This is a genomic window from Sphingomonas sp. R-74633, from assembly GCF_013416555.1.
GTDB lineage: Bacteria > Pseudomonadota > Alphaproteobacteria > Sphingomonadales > Sphingomonadaceae > Sphingomonas.
In genome coordinates this window covers 1,126,707-1,146,346 of sequence record NZ_JACCFG010000001.1, presented here as the reverse complement: position 1 = coordinate 1,146,346, position 19,640 = coordinate 1,126,707, and the positions used below count along the sequence as shown (strand labels likewise).

Below are 19,640 nucleotides of genomic sequence, written 5' to 3'. Positions count from 1 at the left end.
GGCATTCCTGCCGGCCATGGCGCATGCCCAGATATCGGATCCCAAGCCGGGGCAGGGTGCGCCGCCCTCCGGCCCAGCACCTGCGCCTTCCGTAACCCCGACCCCAGCGCCTGTGCCCGCGCAGGACGGCACCGTTATCGTCACGCCGGTGGACGAGAGCCCGATCGTGCCGGACGCACAATTCGAGGCGGCGATGCCCAAGATCGAGGGCGACATCAACGCGCCGCTCGAGGCGCTGCCCTCGCCCACCGGCGGCGCGCCGGCACCAACGCCGACCACGCAGGGCCAGGCGACCCAGCAGATCCAGCAACAGGCCGAGGAGACCTTCGCCGCCGCCCCGGCCGAGGACGCCGAATTCGCCAAGCCGCTGCCGCCGCTCGCGGAGTTCAAGGTCGAGCCCGCGGTGGAGGACAAGACCGCCGACAAGAAATCGCCGACGATCCGCTATTCGACCAAGGAAGAGGGCCTGTCCGCGCTGGGACTGGAGGATCTGTTCGAGGATCTCTCTGCGCTGGAGAATGGCGGCGGGCGCGCGGCGAATACGGCGATGGTGGCGGCGCGGGCGCGTGAGGACGAGAAGCTCGCGGTCCGGCTGCTCAGTTCGCGCGGCTATTACGACGCCACCGCGATCTCCACTGTCGAGCCCGATCCGGCGCGGCAGGGCGCGGTGCGCGCGACGATCAGCGTGACGCCTGGTCCGCTCTACCGGCTGGGCGACGTCAAGGTGGATGGCGATCCCACGGTGCCGCCCGGGCTGTTGTTGCGCGAGTTGAACCTCAATCCCGGCGATCCGATCGAAGCCGAGCGCATCCAGGGCGCCGAGGCCAATGTCGCGCTCCGGCTGCCGCAACAGGGCTATCCGTTCTTCAAGGTCGGCCAGCGCGACATCCTGCTCGATGGCGAGACGCAGATCGGTGACTATACGCTGCCGATCGAGCTGGGGCCGCGCGCGGTGTTCGGCGACGTGCGCACCGAAGTCGGCTCGACCAACATGACCGGTCGCGGCGCTGGTAGTTCCGATCCCGCGGCAAGTGCCGACAAGAGCACCGTCACCACCACCGATCGCCGCACCCGCCGCCAGCGCCGTGTGCGCGAACCGGCGTTCGGTGCCGATCACATCCGCGTGCTGCGGCGCTACAAGCCCGGCGACATCTACGACGTACGCGCAGTCGATGATCTGCGCGCGGCGATGATCGCGACCAGCCTGTTCTCCACCGTCTCGGTCGAGCCGGTGCGCACCGGCCAGGCGGGGCCGGACGGCACCGAAGTGGTCGACCTGCTCGTCCGCCAGAACCCCGGCCGGCCGCGCACGCTTGCTGCCGAGATCGGCTATTCGACCGGGGAGGGTGTTCGCCTGACCGGCAGCTGGACGCACCGCAACCTGTTCCCGCCCGAAGGCGCGCTGATCGTATCGGGCGTGGTCGGCACGCAGGAACAGGGGCTGACTACCACCTTCCGCCGCTCAAACTGGCGCCAGCGCGACCGGACGCTGCAATTCAGCCTGGCCGCGAACCACAAGGATTATGACGCCTACGAGGCCTATACCAGCACGCTCTCTGCCCGCGTCTCGCGCGATTCAACGCCGCTGTGGCAGAAGCACTGGACCTATTTCTACGGCGTCGAGCTGGTCGGCACCAATGAGGACCGCTGGAACTACAATACGAACCAGCGCGATCGCGGCACCTGGCTGATTGCGGCGGCGCCGCTGTTCCTGGGCTATGACAGCTCGGACAATCTGCTCAATCCGACGCGCGGCTTCAGGATCAAGGGCAATGCCAGCCCCGAGACCTCGGTGCGCGGCGCGGCGCGGCCTTATGGGCGCTTCATGCTCGAGGGCACTTACTACCAGCCGGTGACGCCCAGCATCGTCGTGGCCGGGCGGGCGCGGGTCGGATCGATCGTGGGGATCGCGCGCGACGATCTGCCGCCCTCGCGCCGTTATTATGCCGGTGGCGGCGGATCGGTGCGCGGCTTCGGCTATCAGGAGCTTGGCCCCCGATCGCCCGACGGCAAGCCGGTGGGCGGACGCAGCTTCAACGAGTTTGCGATCGAGGCGCGCTACCGCTTCGGCAATTACGGCATCGTGCCGTTCATCGACGCCGGCCAAGTCTATGAGGGCATCTACCCCACCGGCAAGGACATGCGCTTCGGCGCGGGCATTGGCGGGCGGCTCTACACCAATTTCGGTCCGATCCGCGTCGATGTGGCGACGCCGATCAAGCGCAAGCCGGGCGAGTCCAAGATCGCGCTCTACATCTCGATCGGGCAGGCCTTTTGATGGCGGACGAGACGCCCGAAGCCGTCGTGCCCGAGCCTGAGGTCGTGGTGATTCGCCGCCCGCTTTGGCAGCGGGTGGTGAAATGGGCGGGGATTGCGCTTGCCGGCCTGTCGCTGGCGGTGAGCGCGCTGTTCTTTGGGATCAACACCCAGCCGGGACGCCGCTTCGTGGCCGACCAGATCGCGCGGCTGACGCTGGGATCCGGACTCAACTTCCGCATCGGTCGGATCGACGGATCGCTCTACGGGGCGATGATCCTGCGCGACGTGCAGGTGCGCGACATCAAGGGGGTATTCGCTACCTCGCGCGAGATCCGTCTGGACTGGCGCCCCTTCGCCTATCTGAAGAACCGCATCGACGTGCGCAGTGCGACCAGCCCCGAAGTGAAGCTGCTCCGGCTACCGGCGCTCAAGCCTTCCGGAGACCCGAATGCTCCACTGCTGCCCGATCTCAATATCGATGTCGGCCGGCTGAATGTTGCGCGGATCGACATTGCCAAGGAAGTCGATGGCCGCGCGCGCTATCTCGGGCGGCTGGCCGGCAAGGCGCATCTGGCCGATGGGCGTGCGCAGCTGGTGCTCGACGGCGGCACGCTGACCGCGCCGGGCGTGGCTGGCGGCGACAAGCTCGCGCTGACGCTCGATGCGACGCCGCAGGCCAACAGGCTCGACATCGACCTGAAGCTCGACGCGCCCGCAAAGGGACTGGTCGCCGGGCTGGCCGGGCTAGAGGCGCCGCTCACGCTTGCCGTCAACGGCAAGGGCGACTGGGCGCGCTGGCAGGGCAAGGCGCTCGGCACGCTGGGGGGCAGCGAACTCGCCAACCTCGATCTCGTCGCGACCAATGGCCGCTTCCAGCTGCGCGGGCCGCTGCATCCCGGGCTCTGGCTGAAGGGACCGGTCGAGCGGCTGGCATCGCCGCAGCTCGATCTCGACCTGGACGCCAAATGGGCGGACCGGGTGGCGGACGGCGTGGTCAAGCTGCACTCGGATGCGCTGTCGGCAGAAGCGACTGGCAAGATCGATCTCGGCCACAACCAGTTCCACGATCTCAAGATCGACGCGATCCTGCTCAAGGCCGGGGCGATCGCGCCGAACCTGGTCGGGCGATCGGTGCGCGCCTCGCTGGCGCTCGACGGCGCGTTCAACCGGCCGGTGGTCGATTACAAGCTCTCCGCCGCCGCGCTCGGCTTTGGGGAGATGGTCGCCGAGAAGCTCTATGCCGAGGGGCAGGCGCGGGTCGATGCCAATCGCATCCTCGTGCCGGTCAGGGCGCGCGCGGCGCGGGTCTCGGGGCTGAATGCCGCGGCCGGCGGGCTGGTGACCAACCTGACGGTGAATGGCGATCTCGCCATCTCCGGCCAGCAGATCCTCTCGGACAATCTGCGCCTGCGTTCGGACAAGATCGACGCGACTGCGATCGTCGCCGCCGATGTCGGGCGCGGGCGCTATACCGGCGCACTCAAGGGGCGGGTGAACGATTATCAGATCGACGGGGTCGGCGTGGTCGACCTCAAGACCGATGCCGAACTTTACGCGGCGCCCGGCGGTGGCTGGGGGATCAAGGGGCATATCGCCGGCAACACCCGCAAGATCTTCAGCGACGGCGCGCGCCAGTTCCTGGGCGGCAACGCAGTCGCCTCGGCGCGGCTGGTGCTCGATCCCAAGGGCATCGTCAGCATCAGCGACGTGAAGCTGAAGGCGCCGCAGTTCCGGGTGTTGCGAGGCTCCGGGCGGTATGATCCGGCGGGGCCGATCCTGATCAACGCCGATGCGGTGTCCGACCAGTACGGCCCGCTGACTGCGCGGGTGACGGGCACGCTCAACGCGCCGGTGGTGCTGCTCAAGGCAGCGAAACCGGGGCTCGGCATCGGGCTGGTCAATCTCGAGGCGCAGGTGCGCGGCCGCGGCAATGCCTGGGCGGTGCTCGCCAAGGGCGACACCGACTACGGGCCGTTCAACGCCGATGTGCTGGTGCGCACCGGCAACCGGCTGGCGATCGACATCAATTCGGGGCGCTTTGCCGGCATGGATATCACCGGCAAGCTCGCGCAGACCGGGGCCGGGCCGTTCGAGGGCGAGCTGGCGTTCAACGGATCGGGCGTGGTCGGGCGGGCGGCGCTGTCAGCCGAAGGCAAGCTCCAGCGGGCGGATGTGAAGGCGACCGCTTCCAACGCCAAGATCCCCGGCCAGGCCGGGCTGACGATCGGCCGGGCGCTGATCGCGGGCAATATCGTGCTGGCCGACATGCCGCAGATCAACGGCGACGTTCAGGTCGCCAATCTGCGCCAGGGCAAGTTCGTGCTGAAGACCGGGCGGGCGAAGATCGCTTATGCCGGGGGAAGCGGCACCGCGCAGGTGTTCGCCAATGGCTCTACGGGGGTACCCTTCCAGATCGCCGCCAATGCGAAGCTCGCGCCGAACGAGTGGCTGGTGGCGCTGCAGGGACAGGGCAGCGGGGTGAACTTCCACACCGCCCAGCCGGCGCGAGTCGAGATCCGCGACGGCACCTATCATCTGCTCCCCACCAAGGTGGATTTTGACAAGGGCAGCGCGCGACTGGCGGGCAGCTATGGCAAGGGCATGGTGCTGCAGACCCGGCTCGACAGCATGGATCTGGCGGTGGTCAACGCCTTCGTCCCCGATCTCGGCATCGGCGGCAGCGCGAGCGGCAGCCTCGACTTCGCGCAGACTTCGCCGAGCGCCTTCCCAAGCGCCGATGCGCGGCTGGAGATCAAGGACTTTACGCGTGCCAGCCTGGCCAGCGTCTCGACTGCGGTGGACGTAAGTTTCGTCGGCAAGCTGCTGCCCGACGGCGGCGACGCGCGCGCGCTGATCAGGCGCGGCAGCAGCACGATCGGCCGGGTGGTGGCGACGCTCAGCCCGCTCGGGCCGGAAGCAGGCAGCTGGACCGAGCGCATGTTCGCCGCGCCGCTTTCGGGCGGTATCCGCTACAATGGTCCTGCGGCGGTACCGTTCTCGCTGGCGGGGCTCACCGGCCAGCAGCTCGACGGGCCGATCGGCATCGCGGCGGACTTCTCCGGCAAGGTCGAGGAGCCACGACTTACCGGCGTGGTCCGTGCGACCAACCTCACTTACGAAAATGAGAATTTCGGCACGCGGCTGACCGCGGTGCAGATCGACGGCAGCTTCTCGAACGACGAGTTCCTGCTCAACTCGCTCACCGCCAAGGCTGGCGACGGCACGGTGAAGGCGCAGGGCAAGGTCAGCCTGTCCTCGGCGAACGGCTATCCGATCGCGATCACCGCCGATCTCGACAATGCCCGTATCGCCCGTAGCGACGCGCTGGGGGCGACGGCGACGGGCAAGATCACCGTCACCAAGAACCCCGAGGTCTCGAAGATCGAGGGCCGGCTGACGATCCCCGAAGCCCATTACCAGATCATCCGCCAGGGCGCCGCGGAGGTGCCCGAGCTGACCGGCGTGCGCCGCAAGAGCGACATGGTCGATGCCGACCAGAAGCCCACGCGCGTGCTACGCTCGTTCGGCGATTTCGACCTTAATCTGCGTATCGACGCCGACAACCGGTTGTTCGTCACCGGCATGGGGCTGGAATCGGAATGGCGCTCGCGGATCACCGTGCGCGGCACCACGCTCGCGCCCGACATTCGCGGCAATCTAGAGATCGTGCGCGGCACCTACAGCTTCGCCAGCCGCCGCTTCACGATCACGCGCGGCACGATCCGCTTCCAGGGTGCCGAGCTCAGTAACCCGACGATCGACATCGAAGGCAACACCACGGCGGAGGGCGTCACGGCGATCCTCAATGTCTCGGGCACTGCGCAGCAGCCGCAGATCGCGTTCACCTCCTCGCCCAGCCTGCCGCAGGAGGAAGTGCTGTCGCGGCTGTTCTTCGGCACCAACGTGACCAATCTGACCGCGACCGAGGCGATCCAGCTTGCCGCGGCGCTCCAGTCGCTGAGCGGCTCGGGCGGCGGGCTCAATCCGCTTGGTCAGCTCAAGTCGGCGACAGGCATCGACCGGCTGCGCATCCTTGGCGCCGACGATGTCAGCGGGCGCGGCACTGCGCTGGCGGCGGGCAAGTACATCACCAACGACATTTATGTGGAGATCATCACCGACGCGAAGGGCTTCACCGCCACCCAGCTCGAGATCTCGCTCAGCCGCACGCTCAGCCTGCTCTCGGCGGCGGGCACCTTCGGCGGGTCGAGCGTCAGCCTCAAATATTCTAGGGATTATTGAGCCCGCGCGTTTTCTGCTTACAGTGGTGTAAACAGATCGGGCGGGAGAGACGCGTGGCCGAGCATTTCGACGTAGTGATCGTGGGGGCCGGCATCTCCGGCGTCGGCGCGGCCTGGCATCTCCAGGCGAACAGCCCCGACCGCTCCTATGTCGTGCTGGAAGGGCGCGAGCGGCTGGGCGGCACCTGGGACCTGTTCCGCTATCCGGGCATCCGCTCGGACTCGGACATGTTCACTTTGGGTTTCTCCTTCCGCCCCTGGACCGACAGCAAGGCGATCGCCGACGGGCCCTCAATCCTCAACTATCTCGACGAAGCGGTGCGCGATCATGGGATCGGCGAGCATATCCGCTATTCGACCAAGGTGACCGGCGCGAGCTGGTCGAGCGAGGACGCGCTGTGGACGGTCACGGCCGAGCGCGGCGGTGAGGCGGTGACCTTCACCTGCGCCTTCCTGTTCCTGTGCACCGGCTATTATAATTACGAGCGCGGCCACACGCCCGACTTCGCTGGCGTGGCGGACTTCAAGGGGCGGATCGTCCATCCGCAATTCTGGACCGAGGATGTCGATTACAAGGACAAGAACGTCGTCGTGATCGGTAGCGGCGCAACGGCGGTGACCCTGGTGCCCGAGCTGGCCAAGCAGGCGAAGCACGTGACAATGCTCCAGCGCTCACCGACCTATATCGTCTCGCGTCCGTCTGAGGACAAAGTCGCCAACTGGCTGCGCAAGCGGCTGCCGGCGATGACCGCCTATGGCCTGACCCGCTGGAAGAACGTGCTGCTCCAGCAATTCTTCTTCCGCCTGGCGCGCAAGAACCCGGACAAGACCAAGGAGCGGATCGTCCAGATGGTCCGTGACGAGCTGGGGCCGGACTATGACGTCGGCACGCATTTCACGCCGAGCTACAATCCCTGGGACCAGCGCGTCTGCCTGGTGCCCGATGCCGACCTGTTCGCTTCGCTGCGCGACGGGAAAGCCGAAGTGGTAACCGACACGATCGATCATTTCACGGCGGACGGGATCCGGCTCGGCTCGGGCAAGGACCTGCCGGCGGATCTGGTGGTGACGGCGACGGGGCTGGAGATCCAGCTGTTCAGCGGGATGCCGATCACCGTCGACGGCAAGGTCTTCGAACCGGGCAAGGCGATGACCTACAAGGGCATGATGTTCGCCGACGTGCCCAATTTCGCGATTTCGTTCGGCTATACCAATGCGAGCTGGACGCTGAAGAGCGACCTGACCGCCAACTATGTCACCCGGCTGCTCAACGCGATGACGAAGCGCGGGATGCGCCAGGTCACGCCGCGGGTGAGCGCGCCGGTGGAGGAAGTGCCGTTCCTCGATTTCACGTCTGGCTATGTCCAGCGTGCGGCGGACAAGCTGCCGCGCCAGGGCACGCGCAAGCCGTGGCGGTTGAACCAGAATTATGCGCGCGACGTGATGGCGCTGCGGTTCGGCGGGATCGACCAGGAGATGGAGTTCTCCAATCCTGTGGTGGGGAAGAAGGCGGCCTAGAGCAGCGCCTTCGCTGCGGCGACGCCGGTGTTGTACGCGCCGTGCGCGGTGGAGAATTCCCCGTCCGACGTGGCCTCGCCGGCAAAGCCGATGCGCGGATCCACGCCCGCGCGCAGCACTGCACGCGCACCGTGCTGGCCGGGACGGGCATGGCTGTAGCCGCCGAGGATATGCGTCTCGCGGCCCCAGGCCGATCCGGCGACGAAGCGCAGCTTCCTGCGCCAGTCGCTTCCGAGCAAATTGACCAGTTCGCCGATCGCGAACGCGGCGGCGCCGTTCAGCCCTTCCTTCTCCATCGCCCGCGCGCCTTCGCCGCCGAGCATGCATTCGACCAGCGGACGGCCGAAGGGTTTGAGCGTGTAGGTGCCGGTCAACGCGCTGTGCGGGTTGCCGAGCAGATGCGCATTGTCGTCGACGTCCTCGCCGCCCTCGAGCGTGAAGAACAGCTTGTCGGCGAGGCCGAGCGGGAGCTGGGCGGCGGCGTGGAGGATTGCGTCGTGGCCGGGCAGCCTGATCGCACCGCTCGCGAGCACGTTGGACGAGACGGTGACGATCACGGCGTTGGCGGTGATGCTCCCGCGCGGCGTTTCGATGCGGAGCTGTTTGCCCGAAGTGTCGATCGCGTTCACCGGCGTCGCGAGTGCCACCGGCAGCGCCGCGGCATGGGAGGAGACCAGCGCGCCATAGCCGTCGCAGACGCGCCAGTTGATGTCGAGCGAGGCGTCTTCATAGGTCTGCCAGTCGATCACCGACATCTCGCGCATCGGGGCGCCGTTGATATAGCCGGAGAGCGCATCGAGCGCGGGGTTCCACTCGCTATCCTTCGGCAGCAGGTCCGCCGCGCAGTCGCTTGGCGGCGGATTGTGCATCGCCTCCATGAACGCCTGGAATGCCGCCCAAAGCGCCTGCTGCTCTTCCTTCGAGGCGCCTAGTCCGCGCCATTGCTCGCCCCAGCGCGCCGGCGAGCGATAGACATGAAATCCGCGCGCTTCGGCGATCGCGGCCCAGGGATTCTTCGGTGCCGAGTGGAGCCAGCCGGCGCCCATGTCGATCGGCATGCCGGCGATGTGGACGGTGTGGGCACGGCCGCCGAGCCGGTCCTGCGCTTCGAGCAGCAGCACGTCCCTGCCCGCATCGGCAAGAGTACGCAGCGCAGCCACGCCCGCCGCACCGCCGCCGATCACGACGATGTCGGCATGATCCTTCACGCCGCCGGCCGGCTCTTGAGCAGGGCGGAGCGGGTGCACTCGCAGACCACTTCGCCCCGCTGGTTGAGCATCCGGTGCTTCCAGGTGACGATGCCCTGGCCAGGGCGCGACTTGCTCGGGCGCAGCTCGGTTACTTCGCTCTCCGCGCGCAGCGTGTCACCGATGAAGACCGGCTTGGGCATGCGCAGTTCGTCATAGCCGAGATTGGCAACCAGCGTGCCGGCGGTGGTGTCACCGACGGTGATGCCGACCATCAGGGCGAAGGTGAAGGTGCCGTTGACGAGGATTTGGCCGAACTCACTCGCCCGCGCCGCCTCGGCATCGAGGTGCAGCGGCTGGGTGTTGTGCGTCATCGTCGAGAAGAGGAGGTTGTCCGTCTCGGTCACGGTGCGGCGCAGTTCGTGGGCGATCAGGTCGCCGATTTGCCACTCGTCGTAGAACCTGCCTGCCATGCTCAGCCTTCCGCCTTCTCGACCTTCACCAGCAGCGTGCCTTCGCTCACCTGGTTGCCCTGCGCCACGTTGAGCTCGGCGATCATGCCGTCGAACGGGGCGGTGAGGCCGTGTTCCATCTTCATCGCTTCGAGCGTGACGAGGCGCTGGCCCTTGGTGACGGTGTCGCCTGCCGCGACATCGACGGCCGTGACCCGGCCCGGCATCGGGGCGAGGATCGCACCGTCGCCCGCCGACACACCGGTGGCAGCATCGAATCGGGCAAGGCTGATCGCAAAAGTCTGGCCTTCCTCGTTGACCATCACCCGGTCATCGACGTGGCGCATGTACCAATTCTCGGCCGGCTCGACGAAGTCCACCGGTACGCGGGTGCCATGGACATCTAGCACAGCCGTCAGGCGCTGCGGCGCGTTGAGGCGGAAGCCGGGCAGGCGGGGCGTTTCGCCCTCCTCGTCCTCGATCAGGCGCCAGGCCGCGCCGCGCAGCACATCTTCTCGGGGGAGCCTGGGCGGCAGCCAAGCGTCGCCCTTACGAGCGATCAGGCCGGTATCGAGATTGCCCGCGGCGAAGTCCGGGTCGGCGAGCGCCTTGAGAAGGAAAGCGCCATTGGTGCGCACCGGCCAGACACTGGTGCCGAGTAGTGCATTGGAAAGCCGTTCGATCGCGTCGTCGCGGTCGATGCCGTGCGCGATCAGCTTGGCGATCATCGGATCGTAGAAGGGCGATACCTCGCCGCCTTCCTCGACGCCGCTATCCGATCGGATCATGCCGTCGTTGAGGTCGAACTCGGTCAGCGGGCCGATCGAGGGCAGGAAGCCGGTCGCGGGATCCTCGGCATAGAGGCGCGCTTCCATGGCGTGGCCGGTGATCGCGAGCGCGTCCTGACGAAGCGGCAGCGGCTCGCCCGAGGCGACCCGAAGCTGCCATTCGACCAGATCCTGGCCGGTGATCTCCTCGGTCACCGGATGCTCGACCTGCAGCCGGGTGTTCATCTCCATGAACCAGATGCGGTCGGCGCGCAGGCCCTCGCTGGCGTCGGCGATGAACTCGATCGTGCCGGCGCCGACATAGTCCACCGCCTGGGCAGCGCGGACGGCGGCAGCGCAGATCGCCTCGCGGGTCGCTTCGTCCATGCCGGGGGCCGGGGCTTCCTCGATCACCTTCTGGTGGCGGCGCTGGAGCGAGCAGTCGCGCTCGAACAAATGGACGACATTGCCGTGGCTGTCGCCGAACACCTGCACTTCGATATGGCGGGGTGAGAGGATATACTTCTCGATCAGCACGCGCTCGTCGCCGAACGAACTGGCGGCCTCGCGCTGGCAGGAGGCGAGCGCGTCGGCGAAGTCCTCCGCTGCATCGACGCGGCGCATGCCCTTGCCGCCGCCGCCGGCCACGGCCTTGATCAGCACCGGATAGCCGATCGCGTCCGCTTCGGCCTTGAGTCGGTCGGGCGACTGGTCCTCGCCGAGATAGCCGGGGGTGACGGGCACGCCGGCGGCAATCATCCGCGCCTTGGCGGCGTCCTTCAGCCCCATTGCGCGGATGCTGTCGGGCCTGGGGCCGACCCAGACCAGCCCGGCGGCGATCACCGCTTCGGCGAAGTCTGCGTTCTCTGAAAGGAAGCCGTAGCCGGGGTGGATCGCCTCGGCGCCGGTAGCCTTGGCGGCGGCAATGATCTTCTCGCCGACCAGATAGCTCTCGCGGGCGGGGGAGGGGCCGATATGCACCGCCTCGTCGGCCTCGCGGACGTGCAATGCCTTCGAGTCGGCATCCGAATAGACTGCGATCGTGCGCACACCCATCGTCCGGGCGGTGCGAATGATGCGGCAGGCAATTTCCCCGCGATTAGCAATCAGCAGTGATTTCAACATCTTGCTCGTTCCGAACCTTCGCAAACTTCACTAAATTCGCGCTTGCGGCCTATGAAAATAAAGCGCGTGCAAATTCCGCCCGTCGGCCAAGCATGGGCATGTTTCGGCCGTGTAGGACAGCCCTCACGGGTGGCGCTCCGGGAAGCCGTGGCGCTCTGCCAGCGCGGCGAGCAGGGCCTCGATCTCGTTGGCGAAGCCACCGTCCCAAGCGAGCGCGGGCAGGTTCTGGTTCTCCGCGCCGATCGCCGCGATCACGGCGGTGCGCGGGCGCGGCCAGGCGATGCGGACCACGTCGATATTCGCAGCACGCTCGGGGAAGGTGGCTAGCAGGCCCTCCACGATCATGCATTCCTTGCAGTAGAAATGCCGCTCGCCGCCCAGCGCGGGGTCTGCCCAGTCGGTGTCGAGCAGGAAGAGCGTATCTCGGCTCATTGCCCGGGGCAGCCCGTGGTGCGGCGCGACCAGGTGACGTTGAGGATCTTCCAGCTGCCATTGTCGCGGACCAGGTCGAAATGGTCGACGCCGCAGTGGCGGGTCTTGCCATCGACCAGGAAGACATAGTCGCCCCAGACCATCGCGATGTCGCCGTCGATCTCGACCGCGGGGCCGGTCATCCGCTCCTCGAAGCGCTCGGGGCCGGGGGTGATGCCGGCGGCGAACTCGGCCCAGCTATGACTGGTGATCACCGGGGTGCCGTCGGGCTTGGTACCGGTCGCGGTGGCGCGGCCCTCGGCGCGGACATAGGGCAACGCCGCCTGGCCGTCGCGCCTGGCGATCGCGGCGAACAGGGCATTGATCGGAGTCATTACCGCGGCGACTTCCGGGTCCTCATAGGGGAGCGGGTTGGCCGGGGGCAGCTTCTGGGTCGGCGTGGTAGGACCGGTCTGCGCCAGCGCGGGAAGCGGCGCGAGGAAGGCGAGGGCGGCTGCGAGAACAAGCTTCATAGCGGACCTTTCAGGAAATCGGACAGTCGTCACATCCGGAACACGCCGAACGCCGGACGTTCGGGGATCGGGGCGTTGAGCGTGGTGGCAAGCGCGATGCCGAGGACGTCACGGGTCTGGGCGGGGTCGATGATGCCGTCGTCCCACAGCCGCGCGGTGGCGTGCCAGGGGTTGCCTTCATCCTCGTAGCGCTGGCGGATCGGGGCCTTGAAGGCTTCCGCTTCCTCAGGCGACCATTTCTCGGCGTCGCGGTGGACGGTGGCGAGGACCGAGGCTGCCTGCTCGCCGCCCATCACGCTGATCCGGCTGTTGGGCCAGGTGAACAGGAAGCGCGGGCTGTAAGCGCGGCCGCACATGCCGTAATTGCCGGCGCCGAAGCTGCCGCCGATCAGCACGGTGAGCTTGGGCACCGTGGCGGTTGCGACGGCAGTGACCAGCTTTGCGCCATGTTTCGCAATGCCTTCCGCCTCGTACTTCCCGCCGACCATGAAGCCCGAGATATTCTGGAGGAAGAGCAAGGGCACGCGGCGCTGGCAGGCCAGCTCGATGAAATGCGCGCCCTTTTGCGCGCTCTCGCTGAACAGCACGCCGTTATTGGCGATGATGCCCACCGGCATGCCCCAGATATGCGCGAAGCCGCAGACCAGGGTGGTGCCGTAGAGCGCCTTGAACTCGTGGAATTCGCTGCCGTCGACGAGGCGGGCGATGACCTCATGCACGTCGTACGGGGCGCGGACGTCCTCGGGAATGATGCCGTACAGCTCTTCCGGCGCATATTTCGGCGCGCGCGGCTCGCGCAGCGCGATGTCGGGCGTGCGATCGGCGGGGAGATGGCTGACGATGTCGCGGACGATGGCCAGCGCATGCTCGTCATTCTCGGCGAGATGATCGACCACGCCGGATTTGCGGGCATGGAGGTCGCCGCCGCCCAGATCCTCAGCAGTGATGACTTCGCCCGTCGCCGCCCTCACCAGCGGCGGGCCGGCGAGGAAGATCGTGCCCTGTTCGCGGACGATCACGCTCTCGTCGCTCATCGCGGGGACATAGGCGCCGCCCGCGGTGCAGCTGCCCATCACGCAGGCGATCTGCGGGATGCCCTGCGCCGACATGTTCGCCTGGTTGAAGAAGATCCGGCCGAAATGATCGCGGTCGGGGAAGACCTCGGCCTGGTGGGGCAGGTTCGCACCACCGGAGTCGACCAGATAGATGCAGGGCAGGCGGTTCTGCTCGGCAATCTCCTGGGCGCGCAGGTGCTTCTTCACCGTCATCGGATAATAGGTGCCGCCCTTCACCGTGGCGTCGTTGCAGACGATCATCACGGTGCGGCCGGAGACGCGGCCCACGCCGGCGATCATGCCCGCGCCGGGGACTTCGCCTTCGTACATGTCGCAGGCGGCGAGCTGGCCGATCTCGAGGAACGGCGCGCCGGGATCGAGCAGCCGCTCGACTCGCTCGCGGGGCAGCAGCTTGCCGCGGGCGGTGTGGCGTTCACGCGAAGCCTCGCTGCCGCCGAGCGCCGCCTGGGCGACATCGGCGCGGAGCTGGTCCACCAGCGTGCGGTTATGCGCGGCGCGGGCGCGGAAATCCTCAGCGTCCGCCGCAACCCTCGAATCGAGCACCGGGGCGCTCATAGATAGGGCATCCTTCCTGTCCTAGTTTTCCTCTCCCTACACCGGTGAGACTGGCATGGGAAGGTGCTGGCGCAAAGGGATAAGCAGGAGTAGCACCCCAGCCATACAGTAATACAGGAGAGTCGCCTTGAAGACCCACGCACTCCTCGTCGCGGCACTGCTCGCGACCACTGCCTGCTCGCCTTCGGGCACGGGCAGCGGGACCACCGCCGCGGCCGGCACCGGCATCGGTGTCGACCTGGCCGGGCTGAACAAGCAGGTGAAGCCGGGCGACGATTTCGAGGAATATGCCAATGGCGGCTGGCGCGCCAAGGCCGAGATCCCGGCCGACCGCGTGCAGATCGGGCAGTTCCTCGAAGTGTTCAACAAGGCCGAGGCGAACAACCGGGCGATCATCGACGCCGCGCTGAAGGCGAACGCCGGTGCCGGCACCGACCAGCGCCGCATCGCCGACTGGTACAAGGGCTTTACCGACACCGCCGGGATCGAAGCGCGCGGGCTGGCGCCGCTCAAGCCCACCCTGGATGCGATTGCCGGGATCAAGGACAGGAAGGCGCTTTCGGCGATGCTGGGCGGCAATGTCCGCGCCGATCTCGATCCGCTCAATGCGACCAATTTCCACACCGAAAACCTGTTCGGCCTGTGGATCAGCCAGGCGCTCGACAAGCCTGATGTGACGGTCCCTTACGTGCTCCAGGGCGGGCTCGGGCTCGAGGATCGCGACTATTATCTCTCGAAGACGCCCGAGATGGGCAAGGCGCGCGAGGGCTATAAGGCGTATCTCGTCAAGATCTTCACGCTGGCCGGCATGAGCGATCCGGCGGCGCGCGCGGCTCGCGTCTTCGACCTCGAGACCAAGATCGCCACGGCGCATACAGACCTCGTCGCCAGCCAGGACGTGAACAAGGCCGATAATTGGTGGAAGAAATCCGACTTCGCCGCCAAGGCGCCCGGGATCGACTGGGACGGCTTCTGGAGCGCGGCTGGCCTTGGCAGCCAGCAGGAATTCATCGTCTGGCATCCCGACACGACGGTGAAGCTGGCGAAGCTGGTCGAGAGCGAGCCGATCGAGGCGTGGCAGGACTGGCTGGCCTTCCACCAGATCAACCAGGTCACCGCGGTGCTCCCGGCCAAGTTCGACCAGGCGAGCTTCGACTTCTTCTCGAAGCAGCTGCGCGGCCAGCAGGCGATGCGCCCGCGCGACAAGCGGGCGATTGCCAGCGTGAACAACAATCTCGGTGACGCGGTCGGCCAGCTCTATGTGAAGGACTATTTCCCGGCCTCTTCCAAGGCCGACATCCAGGGAATGGTGACCAACATCAAGGCGGCGTTCGACAAGCGCGTCGCCGGCCTCACCTGGATGGACGAGGCGACCAAGGCCGAGGCGCGCAAGAAGATCGAGACGATGCGCGTCGGCGTCGGCTACCCCGAGACCTGGCGCGACTATGGCTCGCTCGAAGTGAAGGCCGACGATCCTGTCGGCAATCTGATCCGCGCCGACCAGGCCGAGACCCGGCACCAGCTCGCCAAGCTCGGCAAGGCGCCGGACAAGGGCGAATGGTGGATGACGCCGCAGACGGTGAACGCCGTCAATCTGCCGCTGCAGAATGCGCTCAACTTCCCCGCGGCGATCCTGCAGGCGCCGTTCTATGATCCCAAGTCCGACGCGGCGTCGAACTATGGCTCGATCGGCGCGACGATCGGCCATGAGATCAGCCACAGCTTCGACAATACGGGCTCCAGCTTCGACAGCGCCGGCAAGCTGCGCAACTGGTGGACGCCCGAGGATCTGAAGCACTTCCAGGCGGCCAGCGCGGCGCTGGCGGCGCAGTATAGCAGCTACGAAGTGCTGCCGGGGCTCAAGCTCAAGGGCGAGCAGGTGCTGGCCGAGAACATTGCCGATGTGGCGGGGCTCACTGCGGCCTATGAGGCGTATCACGCCTCGCTCGGCGGCAAGGAAGCGCCGGTGATCAACGGGCTGACCGGCGACCAGCGCTTCTTCCTCGCCTTCGCGCAGAGCTGGCGCGAGAAGCAGCGCCAGGAAGCGCTGCGCGCCGAAGTGGCGACCGATGCGCATGCCCCGGGCCGCTGGCGCGCGTTCACGGTGCGCAACCTCGATGCCTGGTATCCGGCGTTCAACGTCCAGCCGGGCGAGAAGCTGTATCTGGCGCCGGACAAGCGCGTGAAGATCTGGTGAGGTCATAGCGCTTTGCCGAACCTGTTCCCCGGCGAAAGCCGGAGTCCAGGGTCGCAAGCGAGACGGAAGAGAAACCCTGGGCCCCGGCTTTCGCCGGGGAACAGTTAGCGCGTTAGAGCGACCGCGAGTCGATCACCGCCTGCGCAAATGCCGCCGGCGCTTCCTGCGGCAAATTGTGGCCGATCCCGCCGGTCAGCGTGCGATGCGCATAGGGACCGGTGAACTTCGCCCGATAGGCCGCAGGCTGCGGATGCGGGGCGCCGTTGGCATCGCCCTCCATCGTGATCGTCGGCACTGCGATCGTCGGGGCCGCAGCGATCCTGGCGTCGAGATCGGCATAGCGCGGCTCGCCCTCGGCCAGGCCGAGGCGCCAGCGATAATTATGGATGACGATCGCGACGTGGTCGGGATTGTCGAACGCCGCTGCCGAGCGCGCGAAGGTGGCGTCGTCGAACTGCCATTTGGGCGAAGCGAGCTGCCAGATCAGCTTCGAGAATTCGCGGCGGTACTTCTCATAGCCAAGCCGGCCGCGTTCGGTGGCGAAATAGAATTGATACCACCATTGCAGCTCCGCCTCGGGCGGCAGCGGCTGGGCGCCCGCCTGCTGTCCGGCGATCAGATAGCCGCTGACCGAGACCAGGCTCTCGGCGCGCTCGGGCCAGAGCGCGGCCATGATGTCGGCGGTGCGCGCACCCCAGTCGAAGCCGGCGAGCGCGGCGTGCTTGATCTTCAGCGCATCCATCAGGTCGATCATGTCCTGCGCGATCGCCGCCGGCTGCCCGTTGCGCAGGCTGTCGGCCGAACGGAAGCGCGTGCCGCCATAGCCGCGCAGATAGGGGATGATCATGCGCATGCCCTTGGCGGCGAGGATCGGCGCGACTTCGGCGAAGCTGTAAATGTCATAGGGCCAGCCGTGGAGCAGCAGCACCGCCGGGCCGGTGGCCGGGCCCATTTCGGCATAGCTGACATGGAGCAGCCCCGCGTCGATCTGCTTGAGCGGCGGGAAGTCGGGGGCGAGGGGGCGGGGTGCGGCATGGGCACCCTGTGGCATCATGCCGAACCGTGCCGCGGCGAGCGCTGCTGCCGCCGTGCCGAAAAAGCTGCGCCGATCCTGTCCGCTCATGATGATCCTCCGAGGCTGGGGTTGTGGAATATGCCTGGCAGACCGGGGACGCGATGGAAACTATACGAAGGTCTGGTAAAGTAAGATCGATAAGATAATATGCCGCAAAATAACGGGAGAGACCATTAATGCGCCGGATGCCTCTGGGAGTGGTGATCGCACCGCTGCTGTTCCTCGCCAATCCTGCCGATGCCCGTCCCGGGCCCGACGCCTGGACGCCCGCCTGGACCGCCAGCATGTGGCAGGCGACGCAGCCCGCCCAGCGCGTCTCGGTCGAGAATGCGACCCTGCGCATGCAGGTGCGCGTCGGCGCCGCGGGCAGCAAGGTTCGTATCCGGCTGGCGAATGATTACGGCCCGGCGATGCGGATCGGTGCCGCGACGGTGCGGATCGCCGGCGGCAAGCCGGTGCGCGTGACGTTCGATGGGCAAAGCGAGGGCAAGCTGCGCAACGCCGCGCCGCTGGTGAGCGACGCAGTGGCGCTGCCGGTCAAGCAGTTCGATGTGATCGAAGTGTCGCTCTACATGCCCGACAAGGTCGATATCGACACGGTCCACGGTGCCAGCGGGGCGAAGACGGCGATCTCGCCCGCGGGTGACTTCACCGACAAGGACTTCATGGCCGTGAGCCAGTCGAGCCCGCGTCCGCTGCTCGCCGAGGTCGATGTGCTGGGTACGAAGCAGCGCCCGGTAATCGTCGCTTATGGCGATTCGATCACCGACAATACCGGCTGCGCCAATGACGCAGTGCCGGCGTGCCGCTGGGGCGATGTGCTCGGCCGGCGGATCGCGGCGGCAGGGATGCCCCAGGTGGTCGTCACCCAGGCGATCTCGGGCAACCGCATCCTGTCGAGCGGCGCGGGCCCCAACGCGCTTGCCCGCTTCGACCGCGACGTGCTGGCGCTGCCCGGCGTCACGCATGTCGTGATCCTCGAGGGGATCAACGACATTGGCGGCTCGGGCCGAAACAATGGTCCGGTGGTGACCGCCGATGATTTGAAGTCGGGCTTCCGCCAGCTCGTCCAGCGCGCGCATGCACATGGCATCAAGGTGATCGGCGCGACAATCCTGCCGTTCGAGGGCGCCGGCTATCAGACACCCGTCGGCGAGGCGCTGCGCACCGAGATCAACAACTGGATCCTGACCTCGGGCACATTCGACGGCGTGGTCGATCTGCAGAAGTCGGTCGCCGATCCCGCCAATCCCAAGCGCCTCGCCGCCGCGCTGCAGGGCGGCGACAATCTCCACCCGAACGGCGCCGGCGAAACCAGGATGGGCGAAGCGATCCCGCTGTCGCTGTTCAAGTGACGTCCTGCGCCAGCCGCGCGCACACTTCGGCGGTGTGCGTGTCGGCGGGGAAGGCGCAGTCGATGCGGATCTCGTCGAGCGTGACGTCGCGCGGGGCGGCGAAGGTGGTGATCGTCTCGAAGAAACGCAGCGGCCCTTCGGGGCTCGCGAAGGTCAGCGTGACGATCGGGGTGGGTTCGGCGGCGATGTCGCGGACCCGCCAGCCCTGCGGCACCTCCGGATAGGCGAGCACTTCGTTCAGCAGCGCGCGGGCGCGGGTGTCGAACGGGGTTGCCACCAGTTCCTCGTGCAACTGGCGGATGAAGCGCGCGGCGACTTCGGGCCAGTTGAGGATCACCCGGCGGAAATCGGCGGGGTCGAAGATCTGGTGGAGCAGATTGGCGTGGACGCTCGGCCGATCGCCCATCACAAGCGCGTTGATCCGCACCGCGGCGGCGTTGGCGCCCAGCACGTCGAAATAGCGATTGAGCACAAAGGCCGGGTAGGGCTCCTGGTGCTGGAGGATCAGGTCGATCGCCTGGCGCATAGGATCGAGTGCAGGCGTGGCCAGCGGGCTTTCGGGATGATGCGGGGCATAGCCGGCGGCGAGCAGCAGCGCGTTGCGCTCGCGCAGCGGCACGCGGAGCGCATCGGCGAGACGCGCGACGGTCTCGCGGCTCGGCTGCGACTTGCCCGTTTCGATGAAGCCGAGATGGCGGGCGGAGAGATCGGCCTCTAGCGCAAGGTCGAGCTGACTCATCCGCCGCGCCGCGCGCCACTCGCGCAGCAGCATGCCGAGCGGCGGGCGCTCCTCCTTCGCCGCAGATGCCATCACGCTCACCCTCCCAACCGATACGCTGGGGCAGGATAGCGGACGCGAAGCGGGTTGGAACAGCGCTTGAACTAAATC

Annotated in this window: 13 protein-coding genes; 5 read left to right on the top strand and 8 right to left on the bottom strand. The window is 67.2% G+C overall.

Annotated elements, in window-relative coordinates; genetic code table 11:
- Window positions 1-16 precede the first annotated feature (16 nt).
- Genes HZY97_RS05465 through HZY97_RS05455 form a run of 3 tightly spaced genes read left to right on the top strand, consistent with a single transcriptional unit; the run spans window position 17 to window position 8,018 of the window.
- On the top strand, window positions 17-2,278 hold the full coding sequence (locus HZY97_RS05465; protein ID WP_180141682.1) for an autotransporter assembly complex family protein: 2,262 nt from the start codon (window positions 17-19) through the stop codon (window positions 2,276-2,278).
- The gene (locus HZY97_RS05460; RefSeq protein ID WP_180141316.1) at window positions 2,278-6,501 is read left to right on the top strand and encodes a translocation/assembly module TamB domain-containing protein; all 4,224 of its coding nucleotides are present in this window, start codon (window positions 2,278-2,280) and stop codon (window positions 6,499-6,501) included. The genes HZY97_RS05465 and HZY97_RS05460 overlap by 1 nt, the downstream gene beginning before the upstream one ends.
- A gap of 53 nt (window positions 6,502-6,554) precedes the next feature.
- On the top strand, window positions 6,555-8,018 hold the full coding sequence (locus HZY97_RS05455) for an NAD(P)/FAD-dependent oxidoreductase (RefSeq protein WP_180141314.1): 1,464 nt from the start codon (window positions 6,555-6,557) through the stop codon (window positions 8,016-8,018).
- On the opposite strand, the gene HZY97_RS05450 is transcribed toward HZY97_RS05455, so the two are convergent.
- The 6 genes from HZY97_RS05450 to HZY97_RS05425 form a co-directional block, all read right to left on the bottom strand.
- Window positions 8,015-9,226, bottom strand: a complete 1,212-nt coding sequence (locus HZY97_RS05450) for an NAD(P)/FAD-dependent oxidoreductase (protein ID WP_180141312.1) — start codon at window positions 9,224-9,226, stop codon at window positions 8,015-8,017. The two genes, HZY97_RS05455 and HZY97_RS05450, sit on opposite strands and share 4 nt — an antisense overlap.
- On the bottom strand, window positions 9,223-9,678 hold the full coding sequence (locus HZY97_RS05445; protein ID WP_180141310.1) for a MaoC family dehydratase: 456 nt from the start codon (window positions 9,676-9,678) through the stop codon (window positions 9,223-9,225). Before HZY97_RS05445 ends, HZY97_RS05450 begins: the two co-directional genes overlap by 4 nt.
- A gap of 2 nt (window positions 9,679-9,680) precedes the next feature.
- A complete protein-coding gene (locus tag HZY97_RS05440; protein ID WP_180141308.1) occupies window positions 9,681-11,549 on the bottom strand; it encodes an acetyl/propionyl/methylcrotonyl-CoA carboxylase subunit alpha in 1,869 nt (622 codons plus the stop codon).
- A 123-nt stretch (window positions 11,550-11,672) separates the two neighbouring features.
- A complete protein-coding gene (locus HZY97_RS05435) occupies window positions 11,673-11,981 on the bottom strand; it encodes a DUF3088 family protein (RefSeq protein WP_180141306.1) in 309 nt (102 codons plus the stop codon).
- Window positions 11,978-12,493, bottom strand: a complete 516-nt coding sequence (locus tag HZY97_RS05430; protein ID WP_180141304.1) for a hypothetical protein — start codon at window positions 12,491-12,493, stop codon at window positions 11,978-11,980. Before HZY97_RS05430 ends, HZY97_RS05435 begins: the two co-directional genes overlap by 4 nt.
- A 29-nt stretch (window positions 12,494-12,522) precedes the next feature.
- Window positions 12,523-14,124, bottom strand: coding sequence for a carboxyl transferase domain-containing protein (locus tag HZY97_RS05425; RefSeq protein WP_180141302.1), 1,602 nt, complete (start codon window positions 14,122-14,124; stop codon window positions 12,523-12,525).
- A gap of 127 nt (window positions 14,125-14,251) precedes the next feature.
- On the opposite strand from HZY97_RS05425, the gene HZY97_RS05420 reads away from it, so the two are divergent.
- Window positions 14,252-16,321, top strand: coding sequence for a M13 family metallopeptidase (locus HZY97_RS05420; RefSeq protein WP_180141300.1), 2,070 nt, complete (start codon window positions 14,252-14,254; stop codon window positions 16,319-16,321).
- A 112-nt stretch (window positions 16,322-16,433) separates the two neighbouring features.
- On the opposite strand, the gene HZY97_RS05415 is transcribed toward HZY97_RS05420, so the two are convergent.
- On the bottom strand, window positions 16,434-17,444 hold the full coding sequence (locus HZY97_RS05415) for an alpha/beta fold hydrolase (RefSeq protein WP_180141298.1): 1,011 nt from the start codon (window positions 17,442-17,444) through the stop codon (window positions 16,434-16,436).
- Window positions 17,445-17,572: 128 nt separating this feature from the next.
- Here HZY97_RS05415 and HZY97_RS05410 point away from each other — a divergent pair, with 128 nt between their 5' ends.
- Window positions 17,573-18,751 carry an SGNH/GDSL hydrolase family protein gene (locus tag HZY97_RS05410; protein WP_180141296.1) on the top strand — a complete coding sequence of 393 codons (1,179 nt, stop codon included), beginning with the start codon at window positions 17,573-17,575 and terminating at the stop codon, window positions 18,749-18,751.
- On the opposite strand, the gene HZY97_RS05405 is transcribed toward HZY97_RS05410, so the two are convergent.
- Window positions 18,744-19,562 carry a helix-turn-helix domain-containing protein gene (locus HZY97_RS05405; protein WP_180141294.1) on the bottom strand — a complete coding sequence of 273 codons (819 nt, stop codon included), beginning with the start codon at window positions 19,560-19,562 and terminating at the stop codon, window positions 18,744-18,746. The two genes, HZY97_RS05410 and HZY97_RS05405, sit on opposite strands and share 8 nt — an antisense overlap.
- Window positions 19,563-19,640: the final 78 nt, after the last annotated feature.

Coding starts and splice junctions, on each gene's coding strand:
- HZY97_RS05465 (WP_180141682.1), top strand. CDS start 17: ATGGCGCATGCCCAGATATCGGATCCCAAGCCGGGGCAGGGTGCGCCG.
- HZY97_RS05460 (WP_180141316.1), top strand. CDS start 2,278: ATGGCGGACGAGACGCCCGAAGCCGTCGTGCCCGAGCCTGAGGTCGTG.
- HZY97_RS05445 (WP_180141310.1), bottom strand. CDS start 9,678: ATGGCAGGCAGGTTCTACGACGAGTGGCAAATCGGCGACCTGATCGCC.
- HZY97_RS05440 (WP_180141308.1), bottom strand. CDS start 11,549: ATGTTGAAATCACTGCTGATTGCTAATCGCGGGGAAATTGCCTGCCGC.
- HZY97_RS05435 (WP_180141306.1), bottom strand. CDS start 11,981: ATGAGCCGAGATACGCTCTTCCTGCTCGACACCGACTGGGCAGACCCC.
- HZY97_RS05430 (WP_180141304.1), bottom strand. CDS start 12,493: ATGAAGCTTGTTCTCGCAGCCGCCCTCGCCTTCCTCGCGCCGCTTCCC.
- HZY97_RS05425 (WP_180141302.1), bottom strand. CDS start 14,124: ATGAGCGCCCCGGTGCTCGATTCGAGGGTTGCGGCGGACGCTGAGGAT.
- HZY97_RS05415 (WP_180141298.1), bottom strand. CDS start 17,444: ATGAGCGGACAGGATCGGCGCAGCTTTTTCGGCACGGCGGCAGCAGCG.
- HZY97_RS05410 (WP_180141296.1), top strand. CDS start 17,573: ATGCGCCGGATGCCTCTGGGAGTGGTGATCGCACCGCTGCTGTTCCTC.
- HZY97_RS05405 (WP_180141294.1), bottom strand. CDS start 19,562: ATGGCATCTGCGGCGAAGGAGGAGCGCCCGCCGCTCGGCATGCTGCTG.